The following is a 23,602-nucleotide window of genomic DNA, read 5'->3' as shown; positions in this document are numbered from 1 at the left end:
CCGCTGCCTTGGCGGCGGGGAGCGCAGTGCCCTATTGCGCCAGCGCCTGGCGGAGACCCCGTGAACAAGACCAACAGGATCATGCTGCTGATTGTGCTGATCGTCGGCCTGGCCGCCGGCATTGTCTGGCTGGAGCTGCCGGCGACTACCCCGGTGGTGACCCCTGCCAGCGTGGTGCGTGCGCCGGACCTGAACCGGCTGGCCGAACAGGCCGTGGCGGTCTATCGCAGCAGCCAGGGCATGCAGGCCGGGCCCAAACCGGGCCAGTGGAAGCTGCAGGCGCAGGCCAGCAATAGTCCGGGGCCGTTTGTCGGCGTGTTTGGCCCCTTGCAGCTGGTGCGAGATGGCCAGGGCCGCCAGCTGTTGCTGAGCACCTTTGTGGCAGATACGGCAGATTCGGCCGGCGAGGGCATGGACAGCTTTGCCGCCTCCGGCATCAGCCGGCTGTTGTGCTTTGTATTGCAAGATGGCCAGTTCGTGCTGCAAACCGAAAAACAGCTGGAAATGGGGACCAACGGCATGGCCGCTGCTGCCCGGGTGGTGCAACTGGGGCCGCAGGAGTGGGGCTGGGTCCTGCAAAGCGGCTATGTGCAGCAAGGCTATACCGCCAGCACGGTGGAGTTTTTCCATGCCACGGCCAGCGACATCCGCAGCATGGGCCGTCTGACCGAGCAGGCCGACAACAAGGGTGTCTGTGCCGATGACGGCGCTGCCGGCTGCCCGGCGCTGACCGATCTGCAGGTGCACTGGCAGCTGCTACAGCAAGCCGGCCAGCCGGTTGGCCGTTTCTACCCGCTGGACATCCGCTGGCAGGGCCGCATCGACGGCAAGCCGGTCAGCGGCCAGCGCCAGTTGCTGCCGGATGCAAACAGTGGAAACTACCCGTTTCCCCCCAGCTTGAATGTACAATTCTGACCGTAGTCCCACCATGGCTGCGGCACAATGCCGGCGACGGCAACAAGCCTGTCGCCCAACGATGAAGGATCTCGCAAGATGAAAGTGTTGGTAATCGGCTCTGGTGGCCGCGAACACGCGCTGGCCTGGCGCATCGCCAAGTCCAGCCGCGTCTCCAAGGTGTTTGTGGCACCGGGCAATGCCGGCACCGCGCTCGACCCCAATCTCACCAATGTCCAGCTCACCAGCAATGAAGAACTGGTCGCTTTTGCCCGCAGCGAAGACATCCAGCTGACCGTGGTCGGCCCGGAAGCCCCGCTGGCCGCCGGTGTGGTGGATGCTTTCCGTGCTGCCGGCCTGAAAATCTTCGGCCCCACCCAGTATTGCGCCCAACTGGAAAGCTCCAAGGACTTCGCCAAGGCCTTCATGCAGCGCCATGGCATTCCCACTGCCGGCTACCAGACCTTCACCGAGGCTGGCGAGGCGCATGCCTATGTCGATGGCAAGGGTGCGCCCATCGTGATCAAGGCCGATGGCCTGGCTGCCGGCAAGGGTGTGGTGGTGGCATTGACGCTGGAAGAAGCGCACGCCGCCATCGACGACATGCTGGTCGGCAACAAGATGGGCAGTGCCGGTGCGCGCGTGGTGATCGAAGACTTCCTGCAGGGCGAAGAAGCCAGCTTCATCGTCATGGTGGATGGCGATCACGTGCTGCCGATGGCCACCAGCCAGGATCACAAGCGCCTGCTGGACGACGACCTTGGCCCGAATACCGGCGGCATGGGTGCGTATAGCCCGGCACCGGTGGTGACTCCGCAGGTACACAACCGCGTGATGCGCGAAATCATCCTGCCGACGGTGCAAGGCATGAAAAAGGATGGCCACAGCTATACCGGCTTCCTGTATGCCGGGCTGATGATAGACAAGGACGGCAACCCGTTTACCATCGAATTCAACTGCCGCTTTGGCGACCCGGAAACCCAGCCCATCATGGCGCGCCTGAAGTCCGACTTCACCGTGCTCCTGGAGGCCGGTGTCAACGGCAAGCTCGATCAGGTCGAAGCTGAATGGGACCGCCGTGTGGCGCTGGGTGTGGTACTGGCTGCCGCCGGCTACCCCGAAGCACCGCGCAAGGGCGATGTCATCAGCGGCTTGCCGGCCGAAACCGCCGACAGCATGGTGTTCCATGCCGGAACCACCTTTAACGACAGCAAGCAGGTGGTGAGCAATGGCGGCCGCGTGCTGTGTGCGGTGGGCCTGGGGGACAGTGTCAAGATGGCACAGGCCAAGGCCTATACCGTGGCCGATGCCATCCATTTCGATGGTTGCCAGCTGCGTCGTGACATTGGCAGCAAGGCCATCAACCGGCCCAAATAAGCGCAACTCATCCGCGCCATCCAGTGAACGGCATCCGCAAGGCTGCCGTTTTTTTTGCGACTTTTTTATAGGAGACAGCCATCTCTTGACAGGATATTCACCGGCCCGGGGCTATATTTTTTTCATCGAAGCCGCCTGTGTCCAGGAGAAAAAAATGTTCTGTCAGCACCATGCAAACGCCACATCCCCGGAGCCCGACAGTTGGGGCCATGCCCTGCTGCGTTTCATTCGACACGAGCGCCGCTGCTGGCGGCGCGTCGGCTACTGGCTGGCCCGCTTCAACAGCGAAACCCCGGCCATGCGCTGCTGTGCCTGGCATGCGCAGGTTTCAGGTCGGCCACAGCAACTGGCAGGCCATTACCATCAGCATGGTGAGAATGAATCTGACACGATGACGAGATGATGCAGGGGCGGAGCCTGTCTGGGGAGCCATCCAGTGGCACTGACCATAAAAAGAGCCATTGAGCTGGGTATGGTGTAGCAATGATAGGCGTAACTGCTGATAGCGCTGTGGATCTGGTGTCGGCGTGCACTGCCAGAATGCAGCTAGTGGGCACTGCGCGGTCAGCCCAGCTATGTCATACAGCGCGCTACCCAGCGTGATGACTGGTTTACCGTGATACAGGGCCGACAGACCGACTGTACTGTTGATGGTAATTACTCCTCGACTGGCTTTGAGCAGTGATGGCAGATGGGCATCATGCAGATAATGCACACGGTGGCTGACGCCTTGCTGTTGCGCGACCTGTTGTATCAGTTGCTGATAATGCCGGTGCCCCCTATCCATCGGGTGGTGTTTCAGCAGCAGGTGGTGATCGTGTGCTGCATGGCCGGCAAAGGACGTGATGATCTGGATAATGAACTCGCGCACATCATCGTAGCTGCTGTGATGCAGCACCTGACTATCATTGAATACTTGCAGGGCGACCAGAAAGAATCGGTTCTGCCGCAGATTCAGCATGTCCCTACGTAGCCGGTATTCTGTAAGAACATAAAGCATTTTGCGCAGCCCAGAGCGTATCCATCGCCATGCTTCAGGTATTGGTTGGAGTGGTTTGTGGTGTATGTAATGCGGATAGCGCCAATGCAACAGCCAGCAGGCGCTGTAATACGCTACCGCCGACATCGCCATGCGCGAATAAGATGCTTTAACCGGTTTGGCCGGAAGAAGTGTGTTTGGAACAGGAGTCGACAGCAAATCGGAATATCTAGCTAGCGATGAGCGTGCATTTACACCGTCTTGTTCCAGTGTGATGTAATCCGGGCGCAGGTAGCCTTCTTCAAATACAAAGAATGCCATATTGCACTGTTCAGCAATTGCCGCTGCGACCTGGTGATATTGGCGACAGTCTTCGAAGCAGACGATGGCCTCGATGCCTCGTTTGGCCAGGTAGGCGTGTAGCCAGATGGCAAACTCTTCGGGCTTGCCGCGGTAATGTTCTGCTTGCCCGCTCCGATAAAAAAGCCAGTCACCACCATTGAATAACACGCGGTAAACCATGTATTTGCGTTGTTGCAACCAACGACTGAACTGGTAAAAGAAAATGCCCATTGGCCCTTGCAGCAGCAATATGCTCCTGTGTCTGAGCAGGGCTTGTAGTGCAGGAGTATGTGCTGCCGAAAGTGAGGAAAAAGTCTCCCATCCTGTGCCGGTGGAGTCCGGCGGTATCATCGGGCGGGATCGTGATAAATTGTTGGGCGGCAAATGCGGCTCCTGCACGGTTTCGGATACCTTGCCAGTGACATGTGTCTTGCTGCCTCTGGCAGCTTAAGTACAACCGAAAATGCAGAATGAATCTGTTACCGGATACTGGTTGGCATGCCGGAAATATCCTGGATGCACGGCGATAGACATCAGTCAGCTGCAAGATATGCCGGCACTTAGTCAGTGCATGACACTGCGCCAGAGCATGCGTAGCTTGCCCAGTTGTTTGGAAAGCCAATTGTCATGCAGGCGGGTCGTGGTTTTGTCGACCTTCTGGCAGGAAAGCAGAGTGGCTGCCTGGCTGGCTGAGATGGCATTACCACTGACGGGATCGATATAACAGGGATAGAGCAATAGGCTGGCGGCAATCAACTCCTTCAGTACCAGGCGTCTGGAGCGACGTTTCCAGGCTGGATGAATCGCGCCACTTGCCAGTGGAACATGGGCAAACACATCCTCAGTCAGACCCCACCCGGCATAAAAAGGCAGACCGTAGCAAACCACATGCTTGCCGCGCAGCAATGCTTCAAAACCCGTGAGCGAGGTCATGGTGTGTACTTCGTCCACCTGTTGTAAACAGAGATGCATATCGCACTGTGTCGTGACCATGTCAGCCAAGCCGGCGCTGTCTTCAGTCGCGATGCTGCCAATGCGGTTGCCACTGACTACATCGGGATGTGGTTTGTAAACGATGAACGCTGTTGGGTATGCCCGCCGTACCGCTTTGAGCAGATCAAGATTAGTATGTATCCATGGTGAGCCGGTAAGAATCGAGGCATCGTCTTCCACTTGCCCTACCACCAGAATGACGACAGCGGGCCTGGGTAGGGGGAGCTGTAATGCATCCTGACCAACATTGTATTTGCCTAGCCCGGCGCCGAGCAGTTGTGCCCGTAGTGCTTCTGCTTCTACCAGATCCATGTCTTCAAACTGCTGTGTAGCCAGTAGTGTTTCCAGGCGAGAGGGCTGACGCGGGTCGAAATAAATGCCTTCATCATCCAGTACCAGTGATAGGGGCGGAGTCAGGTTCGAACCCAAACCCACTGAGCGGATGAAGCCATCTTCTATCCGCAGCACCGGCCAGCCCCGCTCTTGTGCCAATTGCAGTGCAGCGGGCTGGCCGCTGCCCCATAGGGCAATCTTGCGTACCGGCGTAGCGGAAGAGTGTCGCAGTGCCGTGGCAGAGCCCACAAAGCGCAGCTTGCAGGAAGGCAATTGCAAAAAGGGTGTAAGCACTGCCCGCTTCCACCAGCTCATGCCGATGCAGACCAATTCCCCGCGTAGGCGATCATTGATAGTTTTCTGGCGACGCAGGTGTTGAATGACATCGAACAGCGTGCCTGGTCCTCCGCTGCCCGGATGCAGGTACCGGCAGTATTGCAGATAGGCTGCAGCGAACAATTGCTGCAGCGTTGCCGCTCCCCGTCGTTGGGCCAGATCGGCAGCCAAAGAATGACGATCATCGCTCAGACCCCAGCCGGCGTACCAAGGTTGGCCGAAGGTAATGACTGGTTTTCCACATAGCAGGGCTTCAAAGCCCAGTTGGGAACAGACGGTGTAAACCTGCGAAACATGTGGCAGTAGCGTAAGTGGGTTGGCATCAACGCCTAGCAGCTTTACGCGCTCCTCCATTCCGACTAGCCGGGTAAGATAGCCCTGCTTCTTGCCGCACAATACATCTGGATGTGTTTTTACCCAGATCTGCTTGGTCGGGTTTTCCTGCATGGCGGCACGCAACATTTGCCGGAAAGTGTCGGCATCAGCATTGCCATAAAGTACGGACATATCGCCCACGGTCTGATCGACCACCAGTACCGCATCGTGCTGCCAGGCCTTTGGTGGTGCGAAGTCTGGTGCGTGGTTGTATTTGGATAAGCGGTAAGCCATTAACAAGTCTATGCCACGGCCGGCATCATCTAGCAGAGCTTGTGCGGCCACTTGTCGTTCCGGCTCGGCAGTGCTCACGCCGTCGGCGATCAATTGCCTGATCAGAACCTCCAGCCGGGACGGTTGGCTGGCGTCATAGTAAATACCAAGATCATCCACCACGATGGACCAGGGGGGGGAACCCTGCACACCCAGTCCCAGTGAGCGGATGAAACCGTCCTCCAGTGCCAGATAGAGCCCATCACTGTACTGGGCATGCCGGCGTAGCGACTTAGTTGCCGGTTTATGCCCCCAGCCTGCCCAGATGCGCTGCTTTGGCTTGTGGTAGCAACCCAGAGGGTACCAATGACAAGGGCGCTGTAGCAGTGTTTCCAACCCCGGCAAATTGAACAAGCGCCATGAGCGGATGGCGATATTATCACCGTAGCGATATGTGTTTTGGCTCATCCCAGCAAGCGTCTGTCCCAGTTGATGCCTTGTCGAATAGCGCGGGCAGGAATACCGGCTATGACCTGACCACTATCGGGAAAGCTGTCGCATACCAGAGAGTGAATCCCCACAACACAGTTGCTTCCGATATGGCTTCCTTTGAGTATGGTGCAGTGTGCGCCAATCCAGACATGGTTTTCCACATGAATATCGGCTGCAGGATTAATCCGCTTCCCGTCACTGGATTGAAAAATTGCGTGAGAGTCTGTTGAACGTATTTCAATTCCCCAGGACAGCATGCAGTCTGTACCAATAATAATGCGGCTTCCCTCTCCACATATCAAATTAGCTCCGCCTATGGTGCAATCATCTCCTATCTTTATTTGATTGCCGTCCGCAATTTTCATGATAAAGCTGCCTTTTAGTCGGCACGAATCCCCAATGTGTAGCATGTTTCCATTGCTTTCAATTTGGATGTTTAATTCGTTTAGTTTACATTCACGACCAATAATAATTTTATTATTATTTCCTTTGGTTTGAATACGTAGGCTTGGTTGATTATCCAACGCCGTTGCGCTGTGAAGCTCATTGCCAAAGCCAAGCATTGAAATATTTGCCATCAGAGTATTTTGCCAAGTAGGTTAAGCAGACGATAGCGAGAGTCTAATAAGAATGATCGAGGGTCTTCGCGTAATTTTTTTATCTTACGCTCGCGGGTAGATTGTAGGGGCTTGGCCATTGCTTTTTCCATTTCTGTCCCATTTTTTTTGGGTTGAATATTAATGCTTTGCTTTTCTGTTGTAATGGGCTGCGATTGAGCTGGTTTTGGGGTGCGGTGGCGATCAAATAAAATTGAACTTTGCGGGACGGTTTTTTCTTGCGGGTAATAATTGATCCCGGTTTGTCCTGGTATTCTTATTTGGTAAAAATCAATAGAGGTTGTAATGGTCATGCGGCCAGTTCCTTGCCATGGTATTTCACGGGTTTGGAAATAGCCAAATGAATAATAATCCATGATCAAGTATTTCAGGAATCGTAAAGTGACTTCTTGGCGTGGTTGGAAATGTCTCAGTCCATTTTCAATATCATTAATGGTTGTGACTTGATGATTCAGTAGTGGAGAGCCATAAAATGCCTCGCCGGCTAGTAAGATCGGCTTTTCATAGAGCATGGCGAGAATCCCAACCCCCGAGTTGATGAGAAGCACTGCTGAACTGATGGCAAGCAAATCCTTGATATTGATGTTATTTGCGAAAACAGCGCCAGGCAGGTCAGGGGTTTCATCCTCGAGAGGGTGTTTCTTGATAACAAAAACATATTCATCGTGGAGCCGATTCATCGCACCTCTGACAAGATCAATAAATCCATTATATCCACCTATATTTTTACAGAAATGGGTTATAACCGTATCGCTTGGTCTTTGTAGTGGAATGAAAATTATTTTTTTATGTCTTGGCAACATTAATTTTTTTCTTGTTGCTTCTATGCCTAGTAGTGCAGGCTGTTTTTCTAGTGATTCGTCTAGTGTTTTTTCTTCAATAATATAATTACTAATGAAATTTTTTTCGTTTTCCGAGATGGGTTTGTTCCAGATTTCCTCGCTGAATCTTGCACTGTCTGCATTGAAGCCAGTGTCATCAAAAAAGATCGAATTACGTAATGCGCCTCGCTCGGCAATTAAAAATGAAATATTATTATTCTTTATGGTTTCAAATAATTCCTGGCGATGTTCGTTTGCATAAGGGTTGTGGAAAAGTACTCGGGTTATCTTGTGTTTTTTAATATATGATATTAATGTGCTTGCGGTGAAGTTTTTTTCGTCTTCGCAGAAAATTTCTCCAAAAAAAGGAGCAGTTTTCCTATTGTAAATAAATGGGTTTGTTAAGGAAAAACATAATGTCTTTCCCTTGTCTAGTGCGGCAAGAGGAGGGGGTTCTTCTCCTCGTGAACTAAATTTCCTTACTTTCTCTTCAAATAATTTCTTATTTATGGCTTTCCGTTTCATGTAGCCGGAATGGTCATCAATGGCATGCCAGGAGTGAAATAAAACAATTCCTTTCTGAAAGGTAATGTCGCCAAAAAGCCTATAAATACTTTTCCAGCCTTGATAGCGGTTGATGTGACGAAATGATTGATTGTCGGTCAAGAAGTTTTCCGGAAGGGGGAAGTAGCGCGACGCACGAATGCAGCGTGTGTTGAATTCGATATCTTCATAACCCCATTCTATGAAATCTTCATCATAACCACCCCGTGATAGGTAATAATTTCGGTTGAATACAGTCACGGATGTGCCGGTAGAGAATTTTTCTATGTGGTTGGTGTTCTCGTTAAGTAGGTGTTGAATAAACAAATTCTTGCGCAGATGGCTGGGAGTGATGTGATAAAGCTCGGTGGCGGGTTGTGTAAGATAGATGACACCAAACATCAAGAAAAGAGATGCATTATTGGTTAAGTTTTGTATTTGTATTTCATTGAGCACATCGCGATAAAATCCATCGTAAGGCATTAAGTCGACATCTTGAAACATGATGAATTCAGATGGAATGGCACATGCTCCAATATTGCGTGCTCTACTCATGCAGACGGGGTCAAGCTCACTTTCAATGTGCAGATAGTTATATCCGTAGCGTTGACATAATTTTTCTAGTTCCAGGCGTATATGATTCGGTGAGCCATCATCTGCTATGGTGAAGTGGACAGAATTTGGCCGCTGCGTGTCCATTAATGGGTAATTTAGTCTCTCTAACAAATCTGGACGTTTGTCAGTCCAGCGGAATGGAATGATCACTTCAAGCATGGTTGATGTGTGATTTGTTTTTAATTGAAAAGGCTTCATATTTATTACCGAAAATAAATGTATAAATTTTAAAATGAAAATATTACTTTGGCAGAAACAGCAATTTGATACAAAATCTGGGTTATTCCACGCGTTATCTCAATGTTCTTTGCTTCTATTTTGGGTAATACCATTATTTCATCGCCGGCAAGAATGGGTGGGTTGCGTTCTGTAATGACTGCACCGCTTTGTCTCATAATCACGATGCGAGAATCGTCCGACTTTTGCATGAAACCGCCAGCGCGTTTGATATAGTCAGTTGCGCTCAGGCCGTGCTGCCAACTCAGTGCATTGGGAAACAGCACCTCGCCATGTACCTGCACCACACTGCTCTTTTCAGGGATGCGAATGATGTCGCCATCTTCCAGCAGGGTGCTGCTGAGATTCTCTTCATTCAGAATCACTTGCCCCTTGGGGGTGACCTTCCTTGCCTGCTCGACGAATTTGCTGATCAGCTCGGCCTCCTTGCTGCGTAAATCGGCTTCTTCCTTGGTTGCAGAACGGGCGGAGAGTGCGCTTTCCTGTAGTTTGTTGAGCGCGACGTCTAGCATTTCCTTTTGTCGTTGAGCGACGGAATGGCGAAACAGTTGTAGCGCACTGGTTTGCGACATGCGGTTGCCACGCAGTTGGACAAGGATGTCGGCCATACTGGCACTATAGGGAAGAACGATGGCATGTTCGCCGGAGTGAGCTCCTTCCACGCGGATCTGGATTGTGCCGGCATAGCGGTCGGCGGTGACGGTTAGCTGGTCGCCGTCTTCCAGTTGCAGCCCATCGATGGCAGCCAGTGCGTGGTATTCGCTGCGGCGCGCGCTACCCTGGCCACGCACAATGCTGACGTGGGTGGCGCCAGGTTTTGGCCTGGCCATGGCCAGAGCCTGCTGCAGCGTGATGCTGGGATGGGGAAATTCGAAGTCATAGGCGTTGTACACCTCGCCACGCATGGCGAAAGTATGCTGACGCGGTCCTACGACGATCACGTCACCATCGGCAAACTGGGTAACATCCAGTTGTCCGTCCAGCAGGAAGCGGTAGAGATCGATCTGCAGTCGCAATTGTCCGGCGCGCAAGATGCGAATATCCACGTAACTGCCTCTGGCGCTGTCAACGCCGCCGGCCTTGTCCAGATAGCTGAGTGGGCTGTCGGCCGCCAGGCCGCCATAGAGACCAGGTTGTTTGACGTAGCCTGTAACGAAGACCTTGACCGGCTGGGCCGTATCCAGACTGGCGTACATGCGCACATTGGATTTATACACTTTGCCGAGTTGTTGGTTGATGTGTGAGTTCAGTTCGGCATTGCGTACGCCAGCCACTGCGACTGGGCCAACATTGGGGATGAAAATATTGCCTTGTGGATCGACTGGCAATTGGCCGTCGTAGGGAAATGCCCCCCACAGGCGCAGATTGATGCGGTCACCCAGGCTGATCCGGTAGTCTGGATTGAAGCCGCTGCTTTGTATCTGGCTAAAATGGCCGTCGAATAATTGCGCTCCAAACATGTTGGAAGTTGCTTTTCCCGGATAAACCGTGGCTGCTTGAGCAGTAGCAGCGTTTTCAACACTGGTCGCGGCCAAGGCTGCTGCTCCAGAGGCCAGCCATGCCAGACCGAGCAGTAGCGCGAGGCTTGTGGGCAGCGCAGTTGTCCGTGCGTGTTGGGATGAGATGCGCATGAGTGTGTTGCCTAGGTGTAATGGTCTTCAATGATGGCGATGGCCAGTTTTAGCGTGCCGCACAGCAGTAGCAGTACCAGTGCGGCGCTGATCAGCCACCACCCGCGCTGCGGATATTCGGCCTCTTCTGCAAGGCTGGGAGTGGCAATAACTGCCAGGCTTTTGATGTTGCGGCCACTATCGACCCGGGCTTTTTCCAGACTGTTGAGTGCTAGCTTGTAGAGATCGGTGGCAAAGTCGAGTCGTCCCTTGAGTTCGGTATATTCAGCAGTGGTGCGGTTTAGGCGATCACCGGAGGGGGCGCTGAGCTTGGCTTTTTCCTTTTCGATTTGTTGTTTCAATGCGCTCAGGGCATGCCGCGCGGCTTCGATCTGGGGAGCATCTGCCTGCAGGTAGCGTTGCAGATTGTCTAGTTCTGCTTCTTGTTGTGCCTGGCGGGTTTCCATTTCGGCGATCATGCGGCTGGCCGCCAAGCCTTGCTCTATCGGGTTGATGACCCGGTGCTGGTTCTGAAAGCGGAGTAGTCGTTCACGCGCCTGGCCCAGCGCTAGATAGGCATGGTCGGTTTCCTGGCGGGCGAACTGCATTTCTTCGCGTGCAATCTTGTGGGAAAGCTCGTTGAGGAAGCGTCCGCTTTCCTTAAGCAGGATTTGGTTCAAATGTTTGGCTGCGGCAGGCGTGAAGCCTTCGCTGCGCACGATCAGCATGCCGGTCTTGTCGTCAAAGCGCAGGCTGAGCCGATGGCGGTAGTAGTCCAGCAGTTGTTCCCTGCTTGCATCGGCCGGCAATTGGTAGAACCAATCCACACCGGCGTTACCAAAGGCATGGTGCAAGTTGAACTGCTGTTGGACCAGGTACAGCATGTCCGGTGATAGCAGATATTCTTGCAGTAGCATTGCATCGTCGCGCAGGGTGCTATTACTGAAGCTACTGCCGATGAGGCTGCCCAGCGTCAGTTCTGCATTACTGGCTTGGCCCGCTTGTTTCACCACGATGCGAGATTCGCTGACATAGCGTGGCTGTGCCAGCAGCAGATACACACCAAGTAATGTCAGTGGCAGGACGATGCACCACAGCGTCAGGGATTTGCCACGCAAGCGCAGCAGCAGCGCTGGCGTGTCAGACATGGTTCTCTGCCCGGTATTGTGCGATGCCGAGGTCAACATCATCGAAGTAGCGCAGGCCCTGGCTATCTAGCAGCAGGGCGACATCACAGAACTGGCGTAGTTGCTCGAAATTGTGTGAGACAAAAATGAATTGGCTGTGCTGGCGGCGCTGTTGGATCAGTGCGGCGCTTTTCTGTCGGAATACGGCATCGCCCACCGCGGTGATTTCATCCAGCAGGTAGTAATCGAAATCGAAAGCCATGGATAGTCCGAAGCCCAGGCGTGAGCGCATGCCGGAAGAGTAGCTTTTGAGTGGCATGTCGAAGTAACGCCCCAATTCGGCAAACTCTTCTACAAAACCTACCTTGGCAGCCAATTCATGTGGTTTGGCATATAGCCGTGCCACGAACTTGACGTTTTCCCGACCACTCATGCTGCCTTGGAAGCCAGTGGATAAGCCGACTGGCCAAGAAATAGATTTATTGCTGTGAATGCGCCCATGATCTGGGCGATCCATACCGCCGATCAGCCGCAGCAGAGTGGATTTGCCGGCACCATTACGCCCGAGCAGGGCAACGCTTTTGCCAGAGGGAATTTCCAGATTGACCTGTCGGAACAAGTAATGCCGGCCGGCAGGAGTCTTATACGATTTGCAAAGGTTCTCGAAACGGATCATGAGCGCCGCAGGGCATTGGCCCGGCCTTTGTAAAACAGCAGGCTGAAAAACAGCAGGCCAAGGGTCCACAGCAGCAGATAGCTGCCATGGACATGGTCTGCCGGATAGGATGTCACCAGAGCGTGGCGGATTAGTTCCAACGCATGTGCAAGTGGATTCCACAGTAAATAGGCCTGATATGGTGCAGGCACCAGTGCCAGAGGGAACATCACCCCGCTGAGGAAATACAGTGGCTTGATCAGTAGCGGAATGAGCTTTTCACTTTCTGGATAAGCATGGCCAAGCAGCATGAACAGCAGGCCCAGACTGAAACTGAAGAGCAAGAGCAACAACCAGTAGCCACACAGTGCAGGGAGCTGATCCAGTGCAATGTTCTGTCCGGCTAGTGCCAAACACAGCAATAGCAGCAAGAAGACTGCCGTACCAATGACACCCTCCAGCAGAGTGCGTGCCAATATCAGATCGATGGCTTGCACCGGGCGGTAGCTGAGCAGGCCCTGATTGGCATCAAGTGCATTGAGGGAGCGGGAGACGATCTGGTTGAACATCAGAAATGGCAGCACTCCGCACAACAGAAACAGTGGAAACGGAATGGAAGGAATACTACGGTGCATGATGTAGCCAAATAGCAGCAGCAAGATGCTTATATGCGCCAACGGCTCCAGCAGACACCACAGATAGCCCAGCCGGTATTTGCCAAAACGGGTTTTCATTTCCCGCAGAAACAACGCCAGCACGGTGCGGCGGATCAGGTCCAGTTGCGGTTTCATGTGCACAGGTCAAGCAGCCTGATGACCCCTGTTGCTACGTGCTGAGGGTTGATTGCCACCAGCGCGGTGACTTGGTGACGTGCCATTTTTTCTTGGGCTGCACCTAATGGCGCGTCCTGCGGAATGGTGAGTGGGTCGGGTGTCATTAACTGGTGCGCCTGCAACTGGCCGAGTGCTTCATGCTGTTCCATGGCTCGACGCAGATCGCCATCTGTAATGATGCCCAGCGTCTTTTGTGCCTCGTCTACGACTAGAGATAGTCCCAACTGGCCGTGTGTCATCGTGTTGACGATGGTGCGGAAGGGTGCCGACAGTGCGCAGCTGGGAGGGTGCCGGTGCATCACGTCGCCTACCCGGGTCAACAGTTTTTTTCCCAGCGATCCGCCGGGATGTCGTCGGGCGAAGTCTTCTGGCTGAAATGCCCGCTTTGTCATGAGCGCCATGGCGAGGGCATCTCCCATCACCAGCATCATGGTGGTGGAGGTGGTGGGGGCCAGATTATTCGGGCAGCACTCGCGGGGAACATCGACATGGAGCGTCAGATCGGCGGCAGTGGCCAGTGTAGACACAGCCACCGCCGTGATGGCGATGACTGGTACGCCAAGCTGTTGCAAGTGTGGGAGCAGCCTCCGGACTTCATCGGTTTCACCACTGTAGGACAGCAATAGCACACTGTCCTGGGCAGTAATCATGCCCAGGTCGCCATGAAAAGCTTCTGCAGGGTGAACAAAAAAGCTGGGGCTACCGGTGGAGGCCAGGGTGGCGGCAATCTTGCGGCCGATGATGCCAGATTTTCCCATGCCACAGACCACCAGCTTGCCTTGTGTGGCAGCAATCAATTGGACGGCCTGCTCGAAATCCACTGACAGACTCTCGGCCTGTTTAAGCAGGGCATGTCCCTGCTGCAAGAATACATTTGCACCTATTTGCACGCTGTCGGGCATGGGTGCCACTTTTCTGATGATGCGAAGCCTTCACTTTAGGGCTAGTCTGACTCGTGATCTATCAGACTGGTCATGCCATTTGGGAGGATCAGTCTGCTGTCATTCACCTCTATTTCTTGCCAACACAAGCACCAGATAGCGTAAGTCCACATCCTTGGCTAAGGTGAACTGAGGGCGCAGGTATGATTCCTGTGTTGTTTCGGGAGGGGTAATATGCGCATCCAACTTCATCTAGCCAGCCTGCTGCTGTTGTGCAGCCAGTTGGCCCAGGCAGCCCCTCCGCTCAAGGTGCTGACCGAGGATTACCCGCCCTTCAACATGATGGGGACGGGCGGCCACATCAGTGGATTGTCCACCGACATCGTGCAGGAGCTGTTCCGACGCGCTGGCGTCAGTTATGGCATCAGCTTGCTACCGTGGATACGCGCGTTCAATCTGACGGTGCTGGAAGCCAATACCTGTCTTTACTCCACCACCCGTACCGATAGCCGCGAGCATCAGTTCAAGTGGATAGGCCCGCTGGTGGAAAACCCCTGGGTGCTGTACGCCCGTGCCGACAACCGGCATGCCATCCTGTCTCTGGAAGAAGCGCGCAGCTTCAAGATCGGCGGTTATAGCGGCGATGCCATCTCGCAATACCTGATCGACCGTGGCTTTGATGTGGATCTGGCCAACACCGACCAGCTCAATGTCAAAAAGCTGCTGGCCGGTCGCATTGATTTCTGGGCCACGGGCAAATACCTGGGTGCTTCCTTGCTGGCGCGGGAAAAGGTCAGTCAGCTCAAACCCGTGCTGACCTTCAATACCACCTTGCTGTATCTGGCCTGCAATCCGGCCATGCCGGACAGCCAGGTGCAGCAGTTGAATGAATTGCTGCGTGGCATGCAGCACGACGGTACGCTGGCGCGCATCAATGCCAAATATCTTAACCAGAAAGACTGAAATCGCAGCAGATCGCGGTTTCGCCGCAGGGGACGCTGCCGCTACAATGGCAGCTTCTGTTTTTTGTGGTTTGTTCGCCGATGTCCCACCTGCCATTGCGGTTGTCCCGTCGCCGCTTGCCCAAGGCCGGCCTGATGCAGCAGGCAGCTGCGCGCTTGCGAGCGGGTGGCGTGATTGCCTATTCCACTGAGTCCTGTTTTGGCCTGGGCTGTCTGCCCGAGGATGCGCGCGCCATCCGGCGTGTATTGGCGGTGAAAGCCAGACCGAACCACAAGGGCCTGATCGTCATCGCTGCCGATGTCAGCCAGATCCGCCATCTGGTGCAGCCGCTGACGGCGGCACAATGGGCGGAACTTGCCGGCTACTGGCCCGGTCCCTATACCTTTTTGTTGCCAGCCTCGCATCAAGTGCCACCGGCCTTGCGCGGTCGCCATGCGCAGCTTGCCGTGCGCATTACCGCCCATGGCGAGGCTGCGGCCTTGTGCCGGGCGCTGGGCACGGCGCTGGTGTCGACCTCGGCCAACCGCGCCGGTCAGCGTTCGCTCAAGACGGCCCGTGCTTGCCGGCAGGCTTTTGGCGAGCGGGTCTTGACCCTGCCCGGCCGTATCGGCAAGCGCAGAAAGCCTTCCACCATCATCGATTTCGCCAGCGGCCGCGTTTTGCGCTAGGCCGCGCTTTTAGACAAGGAAACATCGTGCAGCAGATTTCCATTTTCAGTCTGGTGATGAACGCCAGTCTGGTGGTGCAGCTGGTCATGGCCGGCCTGGCCGTGGTGTCCGTGCTGTCCTGGGCGCTCATCTTCAACAAGATTGCCGTGCTGCGCGCGGCACGACGCCACAGTGACGAGTTCGAGCGCAATTTCTGGAGCGGGGCCGACCTGAACCGGCTGTACGAGGATGCCAACCGGCGTAACGACACCGTGGGCATGGAGCGCATCTTTCAGTCTGGCTTCGCCGAATTCCTCAAGCTGCGCGGTCGCAGCAGCGCCGAGCTGTCCGACATCATGGATGGCTCGCGCCGTGCCATGCGTGCTGCCGCCCAGCGTGAGCTGGATGCACTGGACAGCCATACTTCCTTTCTGGCGACGGTAGGGTCGGTCAGTCCCTATGTCGGCTTGTTCGGCACGGTGTGGGGCATCATGCATGCCTTTATCGGGCTGGGTAATGCCGGCCAGGCCACCTTGTCCACGGTGGCGCCGGGTATTGCCGAGGCACTGGTGGCCACGGCCATCGGCCTGTTCGCCGCCATCCCGGCGGTGGTGGCCTATAACCGCTTTGCCACCGATGTCGACCGGCTGGCTACCCGCTTTGATACCTATATGGAAGAGTTTTCCAACATCCTGCAGCGGCTGGCCACCCGCTAGGCAGCAGGGTAGAAGGCCGGGATTGTTCTGTCTGCAGAACAGATATTTTCCCGGCAAGGCTTGAGTTTTCTGCATGCGGAAGGCATGGTAAGCGGCCAGTATCCCCGAGTCTGCCATGCCTTCCCGCCACGCTTCGCTGTCCATGCTGACCCTGTCAGCCTTCTTTGCCCTGTATGTGATCTGGGGCTCTACCTATTTCTTCATACGCATCGGTATCGAGTCCTGGCCGCCCTTCATGATGGCCGGCTTGCGTTTTCTGTTTGCCGGCAGCGTGATGCTGGCTTTCCTGCTGCTGCGTGGCCATCGTCTGCCTAGCCGGCAGGAGCTGCGCGGGGCCGCCATTCTGGGGGTGTTGATGCCGGCCATCGGCAATGGTTTTGTCACCCTGGCAGAAAAACAGGTGTCCTCCGGGGTGGCGGCGCTGGTGGTGGCCACCGTGCCCTTGTTTACCGTGCTGTTTGGCCGTTTCTGTTTTGGCCTGCGCGCCACCCGGCGTGAGTGGGCGGGTATCGCGCTGGGCATGCTGGGCATGCTGGTACTGAATCTGGGTTCCAATCTGCGCGCCAGCCCGCTGGGGGCGTTCTGGCTGCTGTTTGCGTCGGCCGGCTGGGCGCTGGGTTCAGCCTGGAGCCGGGTCATCGTGCAACCCAAGGGGCCGATGGGCAGTGCCTGGATGATGATTTTTGGCGGTCTGGCCCTGCTGCTGGGCAGTACTGTGGTGGGCGAACGGCTGGCAGCCGCACCGTCATGGCAGGGCTGGGCAGCCATTGCCTATCTGTCGATCTTCGGCTCCATGCTGGCCTACAGCGCTTATCTGCATCTGCTGAAAACTGTTTCGCCGGCGGCAGCCACCAGCTATGCCTACGTCAACCCCATCATCGCGGTGATGCTGGGGGTATTGCTGCTGGGTGAACATGTTGGCCAGCAGGAAATCATCGCCATGGTCATCATCCTGTCTGGGGTCATTCTCATCAGCTGGCGCAAGCGCTGATCACTTGTTGCGGCCCGTGGCGGCCGCTTCACTTCACTAGCAAAGGGCCGTGCATAAGCAGCGGCCCTTTTTTCATGCCTGCGTCCGAGCACATACCAGTTGCTGTGGTTTTCTGGCCACGCTGGCCGCGCAATGCCAGCACGGCCATTTGCTGGACCAGGCCACGCCACCGCCGTCGGCAGCTGCCGGCTCATACCGCAAGCTCTGCACGGTTTAGCTTGTTATTTATTACCAATTCAATACCAATTAATGGTTGTACTTGATATGGCAGCCAGCAAACCGTGCTTGCAAGATGCCCAGCGCTGGTGGCAGCTACTACCTGTCGTTTTGCCAATGATCATGGATTTACTGATGATTCGAGAAAATTGGTATTGACGTGGTATTTAAGTGGTATTAACTTCATCAGCAATCCAGCCGCTAGGCGCAGCCGGGAATGAGTGCGATATTGAGCCTGTTATCGTCAAGACCACATGCAGACCGCTTATGGAAAATCGCTGGAGTGCACTCAAGCCCGAGGGTGAATCCACCACCCCGCTGTATTTGCAACTGGCCAGAAAACTGGCCGATGCCATTAATGCCGGCTGGTGGCAGGCCGATGAGGCCCTGCCATCGGAGCGGACTTTTTCTGAAGAACTCGGTATTTCGCGGGTAACTGCCCGCAAGGCCATGGATGTATTGCTGGAGCAGGGGCTGATTCGCCGCCGTCATGGCTCGGGCACCTTTATCACGCCCCGGCTGGAGCAGCCCCTGTCGCGGCTGACCGGATTTACCGAACAGCTGCGTCAGCGCGGGTTCGAACCTTCGTCGGTATGGCTGGAGCGGGGCATTCATCCGCCCAGCAACGACGAGGTGATCAAGCTGGGCTTGTCCCCCACCTCGCAGGTGGCGCGGCTGAAGCGGCAGCGGCTGGCTGATGGCGTGGTGATGGCGATAGAGATGACCACATTGCCAGTGGCCTATCTGCCAGAGCCGCATAAAGTAGGCAACTCGCTGTACGCCTACCTGGATGCCGCTGGCCACTCGGTGGTGCGCGCCTTGCAGCATATCCGGGCGGTGAATGCCTCGCCGGAGATTGCGGCGCTGGCCGGCATCCGCCAGGGCGAGGCCATGCTGTTGATTACCCGGATCGGCTTCAATGCCGACAATCTGGCAATAGAACTGACTGATACCTATTGCCGTAACGATTACTACGACTTTGTCGCTGAACTGAGACGATGACGACACAACATGTACTGCAGGGCCGCATCCTGAGCGGCAATGGCTGGCTGGACGGCACGATCACCCTGGGTGCGGATGGCCGCATCGCCGCCATCGATGGCCGGCTGGCCTCTGGCCGCGCGGTAGAGCGTTACATCCTGCCCGGCTTTATCGACCTGCATGTACACGGCGGCGGCGGGGTGGACATCATGGAAGGCGGCCGCGCGGCCGAAGCGGTTGCCCGGCTGCATGCGCAGCATGGCACCACCGCCATGCTGGCCACCACCATGACCGCGCCAATGGACGAGATTGAAAACGTGTTGGCCGCGCTGGGGCCTTGCTGCCGTCAGCGCACCCCCGGCACGGCACGGCTGCTGGGCGTGCATCTGGAAGGCCCGTACATCAATCCGGGCAAGCTGGGTGCCCAGCCGGACGATGCTTGTCGTGCCGTGCTGTCGCAAATCGACAAGCTGGGTCAACTGGCCCCCATCGCGCTGCTGACGCTGGCACCGGAAATTCCCGGCCATATGGAGATCATCCGTGCGCTGAGCGATGCCGGCATCCGGGTGCAGATCGGCCATACCCTGGGTAGTTACGAGGATGGCGTGCAAGCGCTGCAGCAGGGTGCGGCTGGTTTTACCCATTTGTTCAATGCCATGAGCGGCCTGCATCACCGCGAGCCGGGCATGGTGGGGGCCGCGCTGGCGCATGCCGAATATGCCGAGCTGATCCCGGACCTGCTGCATGTGCATCCCGGCGCCATCCGTACTGCCTTGCGTGCCATTCCGCGGCTGTACTGCGTCACCGACTCCACTGCCGCTGCCGGCATGCCGGACGGTGAGTACAAGCTCGGTTCGCATGCGGTGACCAAGTGCATGGGGGGAGTGCGGCTTGCCGACGGCACGCTGGCCGGCAGTACGCTGACCATGGATCAGGCCTTGCGCAATCTGCTGGCCATCGGGCTGCCGCTGGCCGAGGCCTCACACCGGCTGTCCTTGTATCCGGCCGACTACCTGGGCCATGCCGACCGTGGCCGGCTGGAAGCCGGCGCCTGGGCCGATGTGCTGGTGCTGGATGATGCCTTGAATTTGCTGGATGTCTACCTGGAAGGGGAACACCTTGTCGTCTCTGATGTATGAAGAAGCGCTATCTGCGGCGGATGCCGTGGCCACACAACACATGTATGCCGACGAGGGCCTGGCGGTGCTGGGCCGCGAACTGGCTACCGCCCGGCCCACACTGGCGCTGACCGTGGCGCGTGGCAGCTCCGACCATGCTGCCAGCTATTTTGCCTATCTGGCCATGCAGCGCCTGGGTGTGCCGGTGGTGTCCCTGCCCATGTCGCTGGTGACCCTGCATCACGCGCCGCTGGCGGTGAAGGGACAACTGGCGGTGGCGCTGTCGCAGTCGGGCCAGAGCCCGGACCTGATCGACACCATGAGCCGCCTGGCCGAAGCCGGTGCCCGCACCGTGGCGCTGGTCAACAAGCATGAATCGCCGCTGGCTGCTGCCTGTGAGTGGTCGCTACCCTTGTGTGCCGGCGAGGAAAAGAGCGTGGCCGCCACCAAGAGCTATATCGCCTCGCTGTCGGCGGTGGCCCGGCTGGTGGCGCACTGGCAGGGTGATAACGGCCTGCTGCGGGCGCTGGATGCGCTGCCGGAGCAACTGAAAGAGGCCTGCCGCCAGGACTGGAGTGCTGCCATTCCGGTGCTGGCTGGTGCCGAACGCATCATGGTGGTCGGGCGCGGTCTCGGCTTTGCCGTGGCATTGGAAGCTGCGCTCAAGTTCAAGGAAACCTGCGCCATCCAGGCCGAAGCCTTCTCTGGTGCGGAAATCAAGCATGGGCCGATGGCGCTGATCGACGAAGGCTACCCCTTGCTGGTGTTTGCCCCGCGAGGACCGGAGCAGCAGGGGCTGATTGCCCTGGCCGCCGAGATGCGTGGCCGTGGAGCGCGGGTGCTGCTGGCCGCGCCGGCCGATGAGCCCAGCCGTGACCTGACGCTCAGTGTTGCGGATGACGAGGCACTGGATCCCTTGCTGGCCATCCAGAGCTTCTACCTGATGGCTGCACGATTGTCCGAGGCGCGTGGCCTCAATCCCGATACCCCGCGTCATCTGTCCAAGGTAACGCGCACGCATTGAAGCCTGATCCAGACATGGCTGCCAGCAGGCCGCCAATGACAGACCAGGCACGGTTTGGCGCCGTGTCCGGCCCGGCTTGCGCCTATTGCTGGCGCAGCAGGCCGGGCAGGGCCTGAACGCCAGGAGTCCTCCCTGCGGGACGGCACCTCCTGGCTTAGACAGGAGGATGTCGATGAACCCTTCGCTGCAACTCATGGCCCCTTTCAGCGGGCCGCTGCTGTCCTTGCCGCAAGTGCCCGATCCGGTGTTCGCCGGCCTGATGATGGGCGATGGCCTGGCCATCGAACCCCTGTCCTCCACCCTGCTTGCCCCCTGTGATGGCGTCATCAGCCAGTTGGCGCGCACCCACCACGCCCTGACACTGACTGCTGCCAATGGCGCGGAAATCCTGCTGCATATCGGCATCGACACCGTGCAGCTGGGTGGGGCCGGCTTTACTGCCCTGGTGGCACAGGGCGACCGCGTGCGACAGGGGCAGGCCTTGATCGAGGTCGATCTGGATGTCGTGGCGCGCCGGGCAGCTTCGCTGATCAGCATGCTGGTGATCGCCAACGGCGAACACTACCAGCTGGACGAGCGCGCCAGCGGGCTGGCGCAGGCAGGACAAACGCCGTTGCTGCGTCTGCATGCCTTGCCTGCCGCCACCACTACGTATGCCAACGAGCTGACCAGCGAAAGCCATGGGCGTGCCACGGTACGGCATGCCGGCGGCCTGCATGCCCGCCCGGCAGCACTGGTACAGAATGCGGCGCGGCCGTTTGCCGCCCAGGTGCAGGTTGCGTTCAAGGGACATAGCGTCAACGCCAAAAGCATGGTGGCACTGATGACTTTGGGTGTTGCCGAAGAGGACGATGTCGAGGTGCTGGCACAGGGCAGCGATGCCGCAGCGGCGGCTGCCGCCGTCATTGCCGCGTTGCAGACCCGTAGCCAGGGCGCGCATGCCACGGCACAGCCGGTGGCTCGGCCTACGGTGGCGGCTGGCATGTTGAGCGGCGTGTGCGCTGCGCCCGGTCTGGCCATCGCTCCGGTACTCAGGCTGGATAGCCGCGAGCCGGAACCGGCGCAATGGGCCGATGATCCACTGCCGGAAGCACGCTGGCTGCAGCAAGCCTTGCAGCAGCTGCGTGGCCGGATAGGCCAGTCCGTCAACGATGCCCTGCGCCGTGGAGCGCAGGCACAAAGCGAAATCTTTTCAGCTCATCTGGCCTTGCTGGACGACCCGGAGCTATTGCAGGCCTGCCAGCAGGGCATCGCCAGCGGTCTGACTGCCGGTTTTGCCTTTCGCCAGGCCATCAGTACCCAGTGCCAGTTGCTGGCTGCGCTGGGCAATCCGCTGCTGGCCGAGCGCATTGCCGACTTGCGCGATTTGCAGCGTCAGTTGCTGCAGATCCTGCTGGGCGAGCAGAGCCAGCCACTGCAATTGAGCGCCCCGGTCATTCTGGTAGCCGAGGATCTGGCCCCGTCGCAACTGACCAGTCTGCCGCAAGACAAGGTGGCCGGCATGATTACCGCCGCAGGTGGCGCCACGGCGCATGTGGCCATTCTGGCCCGCGCTTTGGGCATTCCGGCCCTGGTGGCATGCGGGCCGTCCGCACTGCAGCTGCGTACCGGGCAACAGGTCTTGCTGGATGCCAGCCAGGGCTGGTGTCATCCGGCACCGGATGAGCGCAGCTTGAGTGAGGCCGCCGGGCGCATTGCCGCCCTGGCCCAGCGGCGACAACACATGCAGGCCTGCGCCAATGCCGCCGCCGTCACGCTGGATGGTGTCAGCATCGAGGTGGCCGTCAATGTTGCCAATGCCGATGAGGCCCGCGACGGCCTGCGCCATGGCGCGGACAGCGTGGGCCTGACCCGGACCGAATTCCTGTTCATCGACCGGCAGCAGGCACCGGATGCCGCCGAGCAGCAACAGGCTTATCAGGCGGTATTGGATGCCATGCCGGAGCGTCCCGTCATCATCCGCACCCTGGATGTGGGCGGCGACAAGGAACTGCCTTATCTGCAGCTGCCGGCCGAGACGAATCCGGCACTGGGCTTGCGCGGCATCCGTAGCGGCTTTGCCGACCCGGCCCTGCTTGATATGCAGCTGAACGCCCTGTTGGCGGTACAGCCGCTGTCACGGCTGCGCATCCTGCTGCCGATGATCAGCGAAGTCGACGAACTGTTGCGGGTAAGGCAGCGGCTGGAGCTGTTGGCCGGTCAACTGGGCTTGAGCGAGCGTCCACAGCTGGGCGTGATGATCGAAGTACCTGCCGCGGCCCTGCTAGCCGACCAGTTGGCCCGTCATGCCGATTTTCTCTCTATCGGTACCAATGACCTGACCCAGTACACCCTGGCCATGGACCGCTGCAATGCCACGCTGGCATCGCGGATGGATGCCCTGCACCCCGCGCTGTTGCGGCTGATCGCCATGACGGTGGAGGGCGCACGCCAGCATGGCAAGTGGGTGGGTGTGTGCGGTGCCCTGGCTTCCGATCCGCTTGCGGTACCGGTGCTGGTCGGGCTGGGCGTGACCGAACTATCGGTCAGTCCAGGCCTGGTACCGGAAATCAAGAGCCGCATCCGCGTGCTGGATTTTGCCGCATGCCAGCGCGAAGCACGCGCCATGCAGCTGCTGTCTTCTGCCCACGAAGTACGCCAACGCGCACAACACTGTTGGCCGGCTGCCTGAGC

The 23,602-nt window shown here is 57.3% G+C and carries 19 protein-coding genes; 10 read left to right on the top strand and 9 right to left on the bottom strand.

All coding sequences use genetic code 11. The features are described 5' to 3' along the window. Positions 1-60: 60 nt before the first annotated feature. Positions 61-915, top strand: coding sequence for a hypothetical protein (locus EAY64_RS10855; RefSeq protein ID WP_113024057.1), 855 nt, complete (start codon positions 61-63; stop codon positions 913-915). Positions 916-993: 78 nt separating this feature from the next. Beyond that, entirely contained in the window at positions 994-2,271 is a 1,278-nt protein-coding gene (gene purD, locus EAY64_RS10850) for a phosphoribosylamine--glycine ligase (protein WP_103524782.1), read from the top strand. 328 nt (positions 2,272-2,599) lie between these two features. Here the strand turns inward: purD and EAY64_RS10845 are convergent, their stop codons facing one another. The 9 genes from EAY64_RS10845 to EAY64_RS10805 all read right to left on the bottom strand — a co-directional run bounded on the left by EAY64_RS10845 (position 2,600) and on the right by EAY64_RS10805 (position 14,294). Further along, a complete protein-coding gene (locus tag EAY64_RS10845; RefSeq protein WP_147456209.1) occupies positions 2,600-3,991 on the bottom strand; it encodes a capsule polysaccharide biogenesis protein in 1,392 nt (463 codons plus the stop codon). Positions 3,992-4,156: 165 nt separating this feature from the next. Further along, complete coding sequence (locus EAY64_RS10840; protein WP_103524780.1) at positions 4,157-6,310, bottom strand: capsule polysaccharide biogenesis protein; 2,154 nt, start codon at positions 6,308-6,310, stop codon at positions 4,157-4,159. Further along, positions 6,307-6,912: an acyltransferase gene (locus EAY64_RS10835; RefSeq protein WP_103524779.1), complete on the bottom strand. Its 606-nt coding sequence runs from the start codon at positions 6,910-6,912 to the stop codon at positions 6,307-6,309. Before EAY64_RS10835 ends, EAY64_RS10840 begins: the two co-directional genes overlap by 4 nt. Further along, a complete protein-coding gene (locus EAY64_RS10830; protein ID WP_103524778.1) occupies positions 6,912-9,128 on the bottom strand; it encodes a capsular polysaccharide export protein, LipB/KpsS family in 2,217 nt (738 codons plus the stop codon). The genes EAY64_RS10835 and EAY64_RS10830 overlap by 1 nt, the downstream gene beginning before the upstream one ends. Before the next feature lie 29 nt (positions 9,129-9,157). Continuing rightward, entirely contained in the window at positions 9,158-10,798 is a 1,641-nt protein-coding gene (locus EAY64_RS10825) for a polysaccharide biosynthesis/export family protein (RefSeq protein ID WP_103524777.1), read from the bottom strand. Between the two features lie 11 nt (positions 10,799-10,809). Further along, the gene (locus tag EAY64_RS10820) at positions 10,810-11,925 is read right to left on the bottom strand and encodes a KpsE/RkpR family capsule polysaccharide export protein (RefSeq protein WP_158604663.1); all 1,116 of its coding nucleotides are present in this window, start codon (positions 11,923-11,925) and stop codon (positions 10,810-10,812) included. Next, a complete protein-coding gene (locus EAY64_RS10815; RefSeq protein WP_103524775.1) occupies positions 11,918-12,580 on the bottom strand; it encodes an ABC transporter ATP-binding protein in 663 nt (220 codons plus the stop codon). The genes EAY64_RS10820 and EAY64_RS10815 overlap by 8 nt, the downstream gene beginning before the upstream one ends. Continuing rightward, the gene (locus tag EAY64_RS10810) at positions 12,577-13,350 is read right to left on the bottom strand and encodes an ABC transporter permease (protein WP_103524774.1); all 774 of its coding nucleotides are present in this window, start codon (positions 13,348-13,350) and stop codon (positions 12,577-12,579) included. Before EAY64_RS10810 ends, EAY64_RS10815 begins: the two co-directional genes overlap by 4 nt. Next, entirely contained in the window at positions 13,347-14,294 is a 948-nt protein-coding gene (locus tag EAY64_RS10805) for a KpsF/GutQ family sugar-phosphate isomerase (protein ID WP_103524773.1), read from the bottom strand. Before EAY64_RS10805 ends, EAY64_RS10810 begins: the two co-directional genes overlap by 4 nt. Before the next feature lie 213 nt (positions 14,295-14,507). Here EAY64_RS10805 and EAY64_RS10800 point away from each other — a divergent pair, with 213 nt between their 5' ends. From EAY64_RS10800 to ptsP, 8 genes are all read left to right on the top strand, one after another. Then, on the top strand, positions 14,508-15,236 hold the full coding sequence (locus tag EAY64_RS10800; protein ID WP_103524772.1) for a substrate-binding periplasmic protein: 729 nt from the start codon (positions 14,508-14,510) through the stop codon (positions 15,234-15,236). A gap of 80 nt (positions 15,237-15,316) precedes the next feature. Continuing rightward, a complete protein-coding gene (gene tsaC, locus EAY64_RS10795; protein WP_226034330.1) occupies positions 15,317-15,904 on the top strand; it encodes an L-threonylcarbamoyladenylate synthase type 1 TsaC in 588 nt (195 codons plus the stop codon). A 26-nt stretch (positions 15,905-15,930) separates the two neighbouring features. Continuing rightward, positions 15,931-16,599, top strand: a complete 669-nt coding sequence (gene tolQ / locus EAY64_RS10790) for a protein TolQ (RefSeq protein WP_103524771.1) — start codon at positions 15,931-15,933, stop codon at positions 16,597-16,599. 115 nt (positions 16,600-16,714) lie between these two features. Further along, positions 16,715-17,590: a drug/metabolite exporter YedA gene (gene yedA, locus EAY64_RS10785; RefSeq protein WP_103524770.1), complete on the top strand. Its 876-nt coding sequence runs from the start codon at positions 16,715-16,717 to the stop codon at positions 17,588-17,590. Between the two features lie 483 nt (positions 17,591-18,073). Beyond that, positions 18,074-18,808: a GntR family transcriptional regulator gene (locus tag EAY64_RS10780; RefSeq protein WP_059286461.1), complete on the top strand. Its 735-nt coding sequence runs from the start codon at positions 18,074-18,076 to the stop codon at positions 18,806-18,808. Continuing rightward, positions 18,805-19,926, top strand: coding sequence for an N-acetylglucosamine-6-phosphate deacetylase (gene nagA / locus EAY64_RS10775; RefSeq protein ID WP_103524769.1), 1,122 nt, complete (start codon positions 18,805-18,807; stop codon positions 19,924-19,926). Before EAY64_RS10780 ends, nagA begins: the two co-directional genes overlap by 4 nt. After that, positions 19,907-20,929 (top strand): SIS domain-containing protein, encoded by a 1,023-nt coding sequence (locus EAY64_RS10770; protein ID WP_226034331.1) that lies wholly within the window; start codon positions 19,907-19,909, stop codon positions 20,927-20,929. Before nagA ends, EAY64_RS10770 begins: the two co-directional genes overlap by 20 nt. Positions 20,930-21,101: 172 nt before the next feature. Further along, entirely contained in the window at positions 21,102-23,600 is a 2,499-nt protein-coding gene (gene ptsP / locus EAY64_RS10765; RefSeq protein WP_103524767.1) for a phosphoenolpyruvate--protein phosphotransferase, read from the top strand. Positions 23,601-23,602: the final 2 nt, after the last annotated feature.

The organism is Aquitalea palustris (assembly GCF_003693445.1).
Taxonomy (GTDB): Bacteria; Pseudomonadota; Gammaproteobacteria; order Burkholderiales; family Chromobacteriaceae; genus Aquitalea; species Aquitalea palustris.
The sequence above is the reverse complement of the archived record's forward strand: the minus strand, read 5'-3'. Positions and strand labels throughout refer to the sequence as shown.

Bases quoted from the DNA above. Each gene is read 5' to 3' on its own strand.
- purD (WP_103524782.1), top strand. From the start codon at position 994: ATGAAAGTGTTGGTAATCGGCTCTGGTGGCCGCGAACACGCGCTGGCC.
- EAY64_RS10840 (WP_103524780.1), bottom strand. From the start codon at position 6,310: ATGAGCCAAAACACATATCGCTACGGTGATAATATCGCCATCCGCTCA.
- EAY64_RS10835 (WP_103524779.1), bottom strand. From the start codon at position 6,912: ATGGCAAATATTTCAATGCTTGGCTTTGGCAATGAGCTTCACAGCGCA.
- EAY64_RS10830 (WP_103524778.1), bottom strand. From the start codon at position 9,128: ATGAAGCCTTTTCAATTAAAAACAAATCACACATCAACCATGCTTGAA.
- EAY64_RS10825 (WP_103524777.1), bottom strand. From the start codon at position 10,798: ATGCGCATCTCATCCCAACACGCACGGACAACTGCGCTGCCCACAAGC.
- EAY64_RS10820 (WP_158604663.1), bottom strand. From the start codon at position 11,925: ATGTCTGACACGCCAGCGCTGCTGCTGCGCTTGCGTGGCAAATCCCTG.
- EAY64_RS10815 (WP_103524775.1), bottom strand. From the start codon at position 12,580: ATGATCCGTTTCGAGAACCTTTGCAAATCGTATAAGACTCCTGCCGGC.
- EAY64_RS10810 (WP_103524774.1), bottom strand. From the start codon at position 13,350: ATGAAACCGCAACTGGACCTGATCCGCCGCACCGTGCTGGCGTTGTTT.
- EAY64_RS10805 (WP_103524773.1), bottom strand. From the start codon at position 14,294: ATGCCCGACAGCGTGCAAATAGGTGCAAATGTATTCTTGCAGCAGGGA.
- EAY64_RS10800 (WP_103524772.1), top strand. From the start codon at position 14,508: ATGCGCATCCAACTTCATCTAGCCAGCCTGCTGCTGTTGTGCAGCCAG.
- tsaC (WP_226034330.1), top strand. From the start codon at position 15,317: ATGTCCCACCTGCCATTGCGGTTGTCCCGTCGCCGCTTGCCCAAGGCC.
- yedA (WP_103524770.1), top strand. From the start codon at position 16,715: ATGCCTTCCCGCCACGCTTCGCTGTCCATGCTGACCCTGTCAGCCTTC.
- EAY64_RS10780 (WP_059286461.1), top strand. From the start codon at position 18,074: ATGGAAAATCGCTGGAGTGCACTCAAGCCCGAGGGTGAATCCACCACC.
- nagA (WP_103524769.1), top strand. From the start codon at position 18,805: ATGACGACACAACATGTACTGCAGGGCCGCATCCTGAGCGGCAATGGC.
- ptsP (WP_103524767.1), top strand. From the start codon at position 21,102: ATGAACCCTTCGCTGCAACTCATGGCCCCTTTCAGCGGGCCGCTGCTG.